The following is an 11,746-nucleotide window of genomic DNA, read 5'->3' as shown; positions in this document are numbered from 1 at the left end:
AATTTCCGGTGGCAGCGTTGTTAAGCCCTTGTAAGAAAGGTCTAATTCTGTCACCTTGTCTCTAGCAGCTTGTTCAATAATTTGCAGCAGTTCTTCGTTAGTCATTTTGGGTTTTACAGAGGCTATGCCTGACGACGAGTTGCTGCTTGGACGCGCAGCAGAGAAATTAAGCTAATTAATAATGTAGCCTGTATCAAGGGTTGCATTGAGGTAATGTATAATTGCAGTCTTCCCCGCCTCTACACTCGACCTCTAAACCTTACCATTTCACTTCTGAACACGAATTGTCGAGCAAAAAGGGCGATCGCTCCACCTCTGAACATCAACTGTCGAGCAAAAAGAGCGATCGCTCCACCTCTGAACATCAACTGTCGAGCAAAAAGGGCGATCGCTCCACCTCTGAACACGAACTGTCGAGTAAAAAGGGCGATCGCTCCACCTCTGAACTCAAATATTGAACCTTTTTACACCAACTGTCGAGTAAAAAGGGCGATCGCTCCACCTCTGAACTCGAAGCTTGAACCTTTTTACACCAACTATCGAGCAAAAAAGGCGATCGCTTTGTTTTAATTTGAGAATTGACCAATAGCGATGCCTGCGGCGGGCTACGCCTACGCCACAAACTTTGTAATCACCTTATAGTAGTTGTAAAAATATAAAAAGTATTTAGCCGTTATCTTCAACTTGATATGAGCGCAGCAGATTTATTCCCAGCCTTACACAAGCTATCTCGTGCAGATAAACTCAAGGTCATGCAATTTTTAGTTCAAGAACTAGCGACCGAAGAAGAAGCATTATCGTTACAGCCAGGAGTCACCTATAATGTGTGGTCTCCCTATAATTCTCATGAAGCTGCTAATAAACTAGCTGCACTGCTAGAACAAGACAAACAGGTAAACGATGCTTAATTCACAAAGATTTATCTTCGTTGAAAGCCGTGATGTGTTTGGAGATATTGATGCAGTCCCAACCTCTGACGTTAAGCATGATGTGTCGTTACTTTTAGGACGCATGAATTTTTTCGTGGAATTCGATGTCTGTTTTTATCGTTCACAGATGGCTTTTGAACTGTCTCCTAAGTCGTAAGATTGAGCAATCATGCGATCGCTCCACCTCTGAACTCGATGCTTCCACCTTTTTATATCATGTTCGACTTAATACTTATGTCATTGCAAGCGTTGCGCGGCAATCCCAAACCTTTGCGATTGCTTCATTCCACTTCGTTGCATTCGCAATGACATATTATTAAGTGATTTGCCGAACATGATATTACACCAATTGTCGAGCAAAAAGGGCGTAGGCGTAGCCAGTCGTGGACATCACCCCACTTGTCAGACAAAGAATCGCAGGACTACAGCCAACAGATATATCACCGCAATTTCGACCAAGTAATAGAGGCGCTGTAGTTAACCGTCTATGAAAAATTTTGATTACAATGCAGATGTCCACTAGGCGGCGTGCTGTCTATCCACGTAAATCCAGAAGATAATCGATGATTAATCAACTACAAGACTACAATCCTAGCGGCGTAGGTGAAATAAATGGCAACCTCTTAGGTTTGCCCTGCGATTATGAATCTGCAAACCTGATTGTCTTTGGTGTGCCGTGGGAAGTCACTGTTTCTTATGGCGCGGGCACAGCTAATGGCCCCCAGCGAGTTCTTGATGCTTCGACTCAACTAGATTTATTCGATTTCGATAACCCTAATGGTTGGAAGCAGGGAATTTTCATGGTAGAAATTCCCCAAGATATTTTAGAAAAAAATACATATTACCGCACCTTGGCAGCAAAAATTATTGAGCGATTAGCCCAAGGCAAAGAACTCTCAGATGCACCAGATTTAACACCTGTCCTCAGAGAAATTAATCAAGCTGGACAACAGGTAAATCAATGGCTGTTTGACAATTGCCAAGAAGCAATTAATAAGGGTAAGGGAGTCGCAGTTATTGGTGGGGATCACAGTTCACCGTTAGGTTATTTCCAAGCATTAGCGGCTAACTACGCCAACTATGGCATTTTGCACATTGATGCCCACGCAGATTTACGCGATGGTTATGAGGGATTTGAATTTTCCCATGCGTCGATTATGTTTAATGCAATGAAAATACCGCAAATTTCCAAGCTAGTGCAGGTGGGTTTGCGTGATATTAGTCACGATGAAGTGCAACTGATAGACGAATCTGACAGTCGCATTATTGCATATTACGACCCAGCCATTAAGCAAAAGCTCTACTCTGGAACAACTTGGCTTGATCTATGCCGAGAAATTATCAGTCATTTACCTGAGTTTGTTTACATTAGCTTTGATGTCGATGGTTTAGATCCAAAACTTTGTCCCAGTACAGGTACTCCGGTTCCAGGTGGGTTGGAATTAGAGCAAACATTTTGTCTGTTCCGGGAATTAGTCAAGAGTGGGAGAAAAATTATTGGCTTTGATATCTGTGAAGTCGGTGATGCCGAGTGGGATGGTAATGTTGGAGCGCGGGTAGTTTACAAGCTGGCAAATTTGATGGATTTATCAAAACAGAATTCGTAATGACGCTCCCACGGGCGCTCGATAACTCGCTAACGTTACCGCAGCGCCTAGTTGTACTCTTTAAAGGCGATCGCTCTCAACCAACCTTTAGACTGAATTTCTACAGAAATGGTGTTTCGTTGTTTATACCATTTTTCGCTGTTCTCCGTGGTGATGCCACTGACGCTGTTCCTTATCTTATGGAACATCAAAAGCTGTTTGGATTAGTTAAAACTAGTGGCATCTAATGCCCCAAAGGGTTCATCGAGAATCAAAACTTGGGGACGGATGGAAAGGGCGCGAGCGATCGCAACTCGTTGTTTCATCCCACCAGAAAGGTCAGCCGCTTCTGTGAATCCCACCATTGCTAAACAAGTAGTTAACGTTCCCATCACTATCATCTGGTTCAAATTCTCAAAGCTCACCAGTTGAACAATTCAATACCTTGGCAATCTCGTTTTACACCTACAGCTGATACGAAGCTGCCAAAGCTACCGCCAAAGCATCCGCAGCATCATCCGGCTTGGGAATTTCATCTAAATCTAACTCCCGCGCTACCGCCTCTTGCACATCTAACTTATCCGCATTACCATACCCCGTCAGAGCTTGCTTAATTTGAGCTGGGGTAAACTCTACATAAGGAAGACGACGCTGGCCCAACACCAAAATCAGTACACCCCGCGCCTGTGCAACCAGAATTGTATTTGACATCCGATAGAAGAATAGTTTCTCGATCGCAACCAAATCTGGTTGAAATTCTTCCATCACGGTATGTAAATCATCAAACAAGGTACATAGCCTCAGCCCCATTTCTACACCTGCTGAGGTTTTAATTACTCCAAAATCCAGCATATTGACTGTAGTTTCTGGCACCTTCTTGGCAATTTGTGTGCAGGTAATTACCCCAAACCCTAAAGTTGCCAGTCCGGGATCTAATCCTAAAATTCGTTTTTCCATTCAATTCACTTTTACAAAGCCAGGGTATTGTTTAACTAGAAGTACTGGCAATTTTGACCACTAGCTCTTAGTCTAATGGGATAGACAAATATAATAGTTTCACGCCTCATGTTTTAAACCAAGTGGTGTACATTTTCTGTAAATTATTGTTTGTAGCACTGCTGTAAATCAGGTATGTCAATTGGTTTTCTCAGACAAGCCCTCAACGCCCTGCAAAAGCAGTCGCGTTCTCGTACTTCCTATCGGGTTAATCAGTGGTTCAAATGGTTATCCCCCGGACTATCGGTAAAACGTTGGTTGTTAATCAGTGTTGGAGGTGTACTGCTGGCGAGTTTGGGGTTAGCTATTTGGATTAAGCTGACCCCGATTTTTTGGATGTTTGAGTTGGTTAGGGGTTTTTTGGGAGTAATCACCAACATCTTACCCAACTATATCAGCGGCCCTTTGGTACTGCTTGGCGGCTTGCTGTTAGTGCTTTGGGGGCAAACTCGGACTGTCGGCTCAATTACTAAGGTACTAAGGGCAGAAGGGGGAGAAGAACTCATCGATGTCTTGCTAGCACATCATCGATTGTACCGAGGCCCAAAAATAGTAGTAATTGGTGGTGGTACGGGGCTTTCTACGTTGTTGAGGGGACTAAAAACCTACAGCGCTAATATTACTGCTATTGTCACCGTCGCCGATGATGGCGGTTCTTCTGGGCGGTTGCGTCAAGAATTTGGAGTGCTACCACCAGGGGATATTCGCAATTGTTTGGCTGCACTAGCAGACGAAGAAAAATTATTAACAGAATTGTTTCAATACCGTTTTCGGGCTGGAGATGGGTTAACGGGTCACAGTTTTGGTAATTTGTTTTTAACGGCAATGAGTGATATTACTGGAGATTTAGAACAAGCAGTTGCAGCCAGTTCTAAGGTGCTAGCGGTACGGGGACAAGTACTACCAGCAACTCTCAGTGATGTTCGCCTCTGGGCAGAATTAGCCGATGGTCGTCGTATTGACGGGGAGTCTAGCATTCCCAAAGCTGGAGGGAAAATTGTCAAAATTGGCTGCATTCCCAATAATCCACCGGCGGTACCAGCAGCAATTAAGGCAATTAAAGAAGCTGATTACATCATTATTGGCCCAGGTAGCCTTTATACAAGTTTGATTCCTAATTTATTAGTACCAGAAATTGCCGATGCGATCGCTCAAACAGATGCCCCCCGTATTTATATCTGCAATATCATGACTCAGCCAGGAGAAACTGAAGGCTACACTGTTGCAGATCACATTAGAGCAATTGATGCTGCTTGTGGGCAAAGACGGCTATTTGATGCTGTGTTAATCCACAAAAAATCCCCCTCAGAGCAATCACTCATCCGCTACGCCGAACAAAATTCCCACCCCGTTTTTCTAGATAGAGAAGCCGTCACTCAGTTAGGGCGAAGGATTGTTGCAGCTAATGTTTTGTATGAAGATGAGACGGGTTTTGTCCGTCACAATCCGCAGAAACTAGCACAAGTATTATTGCGGTGGTACGGTAAAGGTCAGTCCCTTCGGGGAATTCAAAATTCAAAATGACGCTCGCGGACTCGCTCTAAGCGTTCGCGTCTCTGAAAGAGAAGGCTTTACAATGCGTTAACAAAATTCAAAATTAAGGAAGATGAAAATTTGTCATTAGTGAATAACCAATGCCCCATTCCCAAATTATGAAAATTTTTCTTGCAGATACAGAGGCAACACTACGCTTAGGTATTACTCTCGGTGAATCCCTGACTCCTGGCAGCGTAATTTTACTAGAAGGTGATTTAGGTGCTGGTAAAACTACCCTAGTTCAAGGTATTGGCAAAGGTTTGGGAATTACTGAACCTATTGTCAGCCCCACTTTCACCCTGATTAATGAGTACACTGAGGGACGGCTCCCCCTTTACCACCTAGATTTATATCGCTTAGAACCACAAGAAGTTGCAGCCCTGAACTTAGAAAGTTATTGGGAAGGGGTTGAAGTCATACCAGGAATTGTGGCGCTTGAATGGGCGGAAAGATTGCCCTACAAACCAGATAGTTATTTAAACTTAAGTTTGACTTATGAGAATAGTGGCACTCGTCAAGTTGAACTTATACCATTCAATTGTGCCCTGAGCGAAGCCATTGCTGCTATCTAAGCTCATCTCCCAACCGATGTACGAAAGAGTTCACTTTTTTAGGTCGCAATACTAAAAAAATTTCTGCTAATAGTCGAGGGAGAATTCCACACTCGTTCTATCTGCCACTACCACGTTCACCACTGTCAATTACTAACATTGTTGTTTATCTCAAGCCAAAATAAATGAAAAAATTCTGTAACTAACAGCTTTATTGCTGCAATAATCAGTTTTTAACTGATTTATATAGTGGATGAATTAAGAAAATCTAAACTGTTGTTGGGTTAAATAAGAGTTTTTGCAGAACTTAGTCAGCTTGATTTAACCCGATTGGTTCTCTACTGTCATTAAAAGAACAAATCTGGATTATTTAGCGGCTAAAGCTAGTAGATAAGAGTTAAACTACATCAAGTTTTATAGAAGTTGTTTAACTTTTCCTTATATCCACTATACTCGAACCAAAGTCATAATATATACACAATAATACTGATTTATGAAATGTTTAAAAATTAATTCAAGTAATTTTTAATAGCAATAAATTATTTTATTGACATCTGTAATTAACACCGATATTAACTTTAAATAAAACATCTCGTATTTCTACATAATTATCGTAGAAATACGAGATATTTATCCTATATTAGTTAGCATTAATATGCCTACGTGAATGCACTAGTTGTCTTTAATAAAAGAGGCGATCGCCTTTTTGATCGGAGCGCCAGAAGCGTCTCTTGTATAGTACGTAAGACCTCGATCAATGAATGCAGAAGTAGTATCTATTAACTGCTGAATAATCTCTGGACTAGTGTTATCCATTTCTTCAGTGACTTTTTTACCTGTGAATCGGTTTTTTCGATCTTCTGGAGGTAAGACAATACGAGGATCTTTATGAGTTTCTTTTGGCTTAGGCTTGAACGTTTCATTTAATTCAAACTGAAGGCGTAAGTAACGTTTAGATTCGTATCCACCCATAATTTGGCGGCAAATCGTACTATCAATCTCAGATGTCGGTTCCATAAAGATATTAGTCAAATTTTGTATCCAGTCTAAGCCTCTCCATCTGCTTATTTGCTTATATTGATAGGGTTTACCAGTTTGACCCGTGCCAATAGAAAGGATAGAAATATCTTCCAATTTCAGATTATCTAGTTTATATCTTTGTTTAATTTCTGGAGAAACTGAAGATTGACTGATCCTCATAAGTAGACTCAAAGCTGCAAGACAGGGGTTGTTAGCAGAAACCCCTCCATCAATATGAGGAAATTCCCAATCACCAAATTTATCTTTATCTCGAGGTTCTAATTTATATGGTGGAAAAAAAGTAGGAGCTGAAGCAGAAGCGGTACATATCTCCCATAAATAACAGTCATCGTACCATCTATCTCCTAAATCGGGATGACAGTTTGTAAAAAAGGTAGTGTTTCGATATAGGGTATCGTAAGCAAGAATTAAGATAATAGGTTTTTCAATATCCTTTATTTTTGTGGATTTATACACATCTTTAAGGACGCTAATAATTCCATCATGAGAATACTTAGATTCTGAGAATACATCAATAATTGATTTGATAATAGATGGCAAGTTTTTATAGTACTCTTTTCTATTGGGCGGAAATATGTCTTTACCTCTATCTGTATAGAGTTTAATAAGTTCATCACTCTCTTTTCCGACAGCAATTCCTCCTGTTAATATTGAACCAGTAGAAGTGCCAGCAATTAGGTCAAAATATTCGTGTAAGGAGTTCCCTTTCCCCTGCTTTCTAATTTCTTGTTCTACTTGTTGAAGTATTTTTGCTGCGACAACTCCACGAATACCGCCACCGTCTAAAGCTAAAATTTTGAAGGACATAGCAATTCTCCTTGATTATTTCTTTCTATAACTATCTTTTTAGGCATAGTTTCTGGAAAGTTGCAACTTCTGATATGGCGACAATTCAATACCCTTTTAACGAAAGGGTATTGAAGAAAAACAAGGATTTTCGCCTCTTAGCTTTAATCAAACCACATTGGTCTAGTCTCAACTATGGATAGGTGAAAATCTTGCCATTTCAAGTATGGCTTTGATATATATTTCTTTATATATACGTAATATTAAATAAATATTTCTACAAGAAAGTTAAAGCTTGACCCCGTACTAGCGTATTTACCTGACCTTTGTCATAAACTATCTCACCGCCAACGATGGTGGTTGTAGCCCAGCCGGTAAGGTTCCAGCCTTCAAAAGGACTCCAACGGCATTTGGTTAAAAGTTCCTCGCGCCGGACTGGACGATATGTGTTTAAATCTACAAGCACTAAATCGGCATCATAACCAGGTGCGATCGCTCCTTTATTGGGAATACCATAAGCTACAGCTACATTCTTAGACATCCAGTTCACAACTTGGGCAACAGTACACTTTCCCTCCATTGCCGCAGTTAACATCAAAGCTAGGGAAGTTTCCACCCCAGGCATTCCCGAAGGACTATTAGGGTATTCTTGAGCTTTTTCTTCTAAGGTGTGGGGTGCATGATCTGTGGCGATGAAATCAATCACGCCATCGCGCAAAGCTTGCCAAAGAACTTCGTTATCGTGGGGCGATCGCAATGGTGGATTCATCTGTGCTAAAGTACCAATCTTTTCATAAGCACTGGTATTCAACACCAAATGCTGTGGCGTTACTTCTGCTGTAACCCAACTAGGTTTTTCTTGACGCAGCAAATCTGCTTCTTCGGCAGTTGACAGATGGAGAATATGCAAACGACGTTGATATTTTTGAGAAAGTTTTAATGCCAGTTGGGTTGCCAGCAACGCCGCTTGATTATCTTGAATTTGCGAGTGAACGGCTGGATCGTGGATGTTGGCAAATTCTTGGCGACGTTGGTTGATTCTAGCTTGGTCTTCGGCATGAACGGCAATCAAGCGATCGCCTTTAGCAAATATCGCCTCCAATGCTGTTTCACCATCAACCAGCAATTGACCATGCATCGACCCCATAAAAATCTTAATTCCTGATGCTGGCTTGGCTAAAAGCAAGTCTGGGAGATTCTCTGCTGTTGCCCCAATAAAAAAGCCATAATTAACCAAGGATTTCTGTGAGGCCCGTTGTAGTTTGTCGTCTAAAGCCTGCTGTGTCGTTGTTAGGGGGCGCGTATTGGGCATTTCTAAAAAAGAAGTGACTCCGCCTTTAGCGCAGGCACAACTGGCGGTGAATAAATCTTCCTTGTGTTCTAGTCCAGGTTCGCGGAAATGTACCTGCGGATCGATAACTCCTGGCAACAAAGTTAACCCTTCTGCGTCAATTTCAGTGGCTAGTGCTGTTTGGGAGATTTCTGGCGCAACTTCGACTATTTGGCGATCGCGCGTCAACACATCCCCAATCATCAGTTCACCATTGGGTAAAATTATGCGAGCGTGGCGAATCAGTAAACTTTTTGAAGATGACATAGGACTAATGTTCACACAAGGAGATATATATTACAGACAACTATGATTTTAGGTTAAACTTAGTCGCGTTCTTAGTGTTAAATTTTTTGCCGCCTGTTAAAAAAAAAGTTTATTTTAAATCTATGAAGAACTTCGCCAATCAATATTTGGATTTTAGGTCGCACCTGCTGGTAGGCTTCTAAGGCAACTTAGATTTGGGATTGGCTTTATCCTATAAAGGACACAGCTAGGGAATTGGAAATTGGTTTCGCCCACCAGAGGGCGAGTCATAACCAAAATAAAACATCCCCAATCCAAAATCTAAAATCTACAATCTAAAATTGGTAGTCAAGATGCGAACATAACTAGAAAATTAAATTTTTCCCGTTAAGATTAATAGATAAAGTCTCACTAGGCGAGTTAATTACCTACATCTTTCCTTCCGTTCAGTAATTTCATGCAAAACCAAGTGTCTGATAATAACTCTAGTCAACAACCTGATAATTCTTGGATCGCAGAGCTAGGTAGAACAATTGTATTAAGTATTGTTCTGGCTCTGGGAATTCGTACCTTTGTTGCTGAAGCACGCTGGATTCCTTCTGGATCGATGGAACCAACTCTGCATGGTACGCCAAACCAGTGGGAGGCAGACAAAATTATTGTCGATAAGTTGAAATATAGATTTGCCGATCCTCAACGCGGAGATATCGTAGTATTTTCACCTACGAAAGAGCTACAAAAAGAACAATATCAAGATGCTTTTATTAAACGGGTAATTGGCTTACCTGGAGAACAAATACAACTGAGAGATGGCAAAGTTTATATTAACAACAAACCGCTACCAGAAACTAATTATCTCGGTTCTGGGCAAAGCACAGTTATTGATGTTTGTCAATCAGGCGCACAACCACCTTTTTTGGCAAAACCCCAGACTATACCAGATGATTCATACCTAGTATTAGGTGATAATCGCGCCAATAGTTACGATGGGCGCTGCTGGGGTGTTGTCCCCCGCCAGAATATTATTGGACGGGCTATAGTTCGCTTCTGGCCACTAAATCATATCGGGGGAATAGATAAATCGCCAGTATATCCATAAATTAACAAAATTAATCACAAAAGAATTTTAGATTTTACGGGACTTACGCAAACAATCGGAGTACCCACAGGGTTTTGCTCTTACCGTATAGGTTTTGCGTAAGTCCCATTTAGATTAGGAACTGTTAAACCAATCTAAAATCCAAAATCCAAAATCCAAAATTGTTATGATGCCTTACCTAGCCAAGATTTTACTGTATCCAGTTAAATCTCTTGATGCTGTTGAAGTTGAGAGCGCTGGAGTTCTTCCCAGTGGCGCACTACAGCATGACCGCGAGTTTGCTATTTTTGACGAACAGGGTAAATTTGTCAATGGCAAGCGTAATGCTAAAATCCATTTACTAAGGGTGCAATTTGCACTCTTAAATAGAACTATCTCGCTACAAATCCCAGGCATTGACTTCCAACAAACTTTTCATCTGGATGACGAACGGCAAGCCTTAGAAGCAGCTTTAAGTAATTATTTTGAGTTTGCTGTCACATTCAGGCAAAACTCTCTGATGGGGTTTCCTGATGATACACACTCACCAGGCCCAACGGTAATTAGTACAGCAACCTTGACAGAAGTAGCTTCTTGGTTTCCTGGTTTAAGTGTAGATGAAATGCGCCGTCGAATGCGTGCCAATATCGAAATTGATGGTGTACCAGCATTTTGGGAAGATCAGCTATTTAGTGAACAAGGTGATTTAGTCTCTTTTCGAGTCGGAGGTGTAGACTTTTTTGGGGCTAATCCATGCCAGCGTTGTATAGTTCCAACACGCGATTCTTACTTAGGTGAAGCTTACCCCAACTTTCAAAAAATCTTTACAACCCAACGACAAGCAACTCTACCTAATTGGGTTGCTTCATCGCCTTTTAATCACTTTTACAGATTGAGTGTTAACACCCAATTGCCCCAATCCTCAGCCGGAAAAATTTTACAAATTGGCGATAAAATTGACACATTTATATAATAAAATTCACATTTATTTATAATAAAAAACACTAAGTAAATTTTCTTGGATTTTTTTTGTTTTTACTGTGTGTTTGCATGACAATTTTAAAATTGTTGTAGTTAAATATAGGTTTTTGTGCAATTTCAGAGGTTTTGAAACAAAAAATCAAGACCTGAGCAATTAAAAATGAAATTTAGGATTGGGTGTTAATGGCAACCTGAATTTTTGAATGGCATACTGTACCTGATCGGTTAAATTTCAGTTTATCCGATGAAATGTACTGATACATTGCCAGATAAAACTAAGCAAATTTAAGCCGGATGTCTATGACGGGCTGCACCTATGCAAAGTTTAAAATTGGGGGTTTGAAAAACTTAACTAGTCAGGCAAGTATACGAACTATATTCTTAATGCTTTCTTTACACTCAATTTTTTCAAGAATGTCACAATACTTCTTGGTTAAAGAGTAAGAGTTGAAATTCATCCTTTACCATTTTCTCTAAAATCAATTTCCAAATTACACTTTTAAACCATCGATTCAGTAACCAAAAATCTCACTCCCCAACCCCCTTTCCTCAAATGAAAAAAGTATTTTTCCGGGATTACTGAATTAAGTTTATGTGTGAAGAGTACTTATGCAAGAAGTATTGAGAGATGTCATAGTCAAAGTGATGACACACTATAAAAATTCTAGTATAAAATGTAGCTGAAG

The 11,746-nt window shown here is 40.6% G+C and carries 10 protein-coding genes and 2 pseudogenes; 8 read left to right on the top strand and 4 right to left on the bottom strand.

Annotated features, from left to right (window positions below; translation table 11 throughout):
• Positions 1 to 213 precede the first annotated feature (213 nt).
• From VB732_RS25965 to VB732_RS25950, 4 genes and pseudogenes are all read left to right on the top strand, one after another.
• Positions 214 to 570: a hypothetical protein gene (locus VB732_RS25965; RefSeq protein WP_323233762.1), complete on the top strand. Its 357-nt coding sequence runs from the start codon at positions 214 to 216 to the stop codon at positions 568 to 570.
• Positions 571 to 689: 119 nt separating this feature from the next.
• Positions 690 to 908 carry a hypothetical protein gene (locus VB732_RS25960; protein WP_323233761.1) on the top strand — a complete coding sequence of 73 codons (219 nt, stop codon included), beginning with the start codon at positions 690 to 692 and terminating at the stop codon, positions 906 to 908.
• 584 nt (positions 909 to 1,492) lie between these two features.
• Complete coding sequence (gene speB / locus VB732_RS25955; protein WP_323233760.1) at positions 1,493 to 2,536, top strand: agmatinase SpeB; 1,044 nt, start codon at positions 1,493 to 1,495, stop codon at positions 2,534 to 2,536.
• A gap of 66 nt (positions 2,537 to 2,602) precedes the next feature.
• A pseudogene (locus VB732_RS25950) lies at positions 2,603 to 2,763 on the top strand (IS4 family transposase); the annotation flags it as partial.
• On the opposite strand, the pseudogene VB732_RS25945 reads toward VB732_RS25950, so the two are convergent.
• Together VB732_RS25945 and ruvC are read right to left on the bottom strand one after the other, a co-directional pair.
• Positions 2,755 to 2,886 (bottom strand): annotated as a pseudogene (locus VB732_RS25945) (ATP-binding cassette domain-containing protein); the annotation flags it as partial. The pseudogenes VB732_RS25950 and VB732_RS25945 sit on opposite strands and share 9 nt — an antisense overlap.
• Before the next feature lie 94 nt (positions 2,887 to 2,980).
• On the bottom strand, positions 2,981 to 3,472 hold the full coding sequence (gene ruvC / locus VB732_RS25940; RefSeq protein WP_323233759.1) for a crossover junction endodeoxyribonuclease RuvC: 492 nt from the start codon (positions 3,470 to 3,472) through the stop codon (positions 2,981 to 2,983).
• Positions 3,473 to 3,646: 174 nt separating this feature from the next.
• Here ruvC and VB732_RS25935 point away from each other — a divergent pair, with 174 nt between their 5' ends.
• Complete coding sequence (locus tag VB732_RS25935; RefSeq protein ID WP_323233758.1) at positions 3,647 to 5,035, top strand: gluconeogenesis factor YvcK family protein; 1,389 nt, start codon at positions 3,647 to 3,649, stop codon at positions 5,033 to 5,035.
• 128 nt (positions 5,036 to 5,163) lie between these two features.
• Complete coding sequence (gene tsaE, locus VB732_RS25930) at positions 5,164 to 5,619, top strand: tRNA (adenosine(37)-N6)-threonylcarbamoyltransferase complex ATPase subunit type 1 TsaE (RefSeq protein ID WP_323233757.1); 456 nt, start codon at positions 5,164 to 5,166, stop codon at positions 5,617 to 5,619.
• A 651-nt stretch (positions 5,620 to 6,270) separates the two neighbouring features.
• Here tsaE and VB732_RS25925 read toward each other — a convergent pair.
• Complete coding sequence (locus tag VB732_RS25925) at positions 6,271 to 7,446, bottom strand: patatin-like phospholipase family protein (protein ID WP_323233756.1); 1,176 nt, start codon at positions 7,444 to 7,446, stop codon at positions 6,271 to 6,273.
• Positions 7,447 to 7,702: 256 nt separating this feature from the next.
• Positions 7,703 to 9,022 carry a dihydroorotase gene (locus VB732_RS25920; protein WP_323233755.1) on the bottom strand — a complete coding sequence of 440 codons (1,320 nt, stop codon included), beginning with the start codon at positions 9,020 to 9,022 and terminating at the stop codon, positions 7,703 to 7,705.
• Between the two features lie 436 nt (positions 9,023 to 9,458).
• Between VB732_RS25920 and lepB the strand changes: the two genes are divergently transcribed.
• A complete protein-coding gene (lepB, locus tag VB732_RS25915) occupies positions 9,459 to 10,100 on the top strand; it encodes a signal peptidase I (RefSeq protein WP_323233754.1) in 642 nt (213 codons plus the stop codon).
• 169 nt (positions 10,101 to 10,269) lie between these two features.
• The gene (locus VB732_RS25910) at positions 10,270 to 11,052 is read left to right on the top strand and encodes an MOSC domain-containing protein (RefSeq protein WP_323233765.1); all 783 of its coding nucleotides are present in this window, start codon (positions 10,270 to 10,272) and stop codon (positions 11,050 to 11,052) included.
• Positions 11,053 to 11,746 lie beyond the last annotated feature (694 nt).

The sequence above is a fragment of the Nostoc sp. UHCC 0252 genome, from assembly GCF_034931145.1.
In the GTDB taxonomy this organism is placed as follows: domain Bacteria; phylum Cyanobacteriota; class Cyanobacteriia; order Cyanobacteriales; family Nostocaceae; genus Nostoc.
Note: the sequence above shows the minus strand (reverse complement) of the source record. Positions and strands in the feature narration are given on the sequence as shown.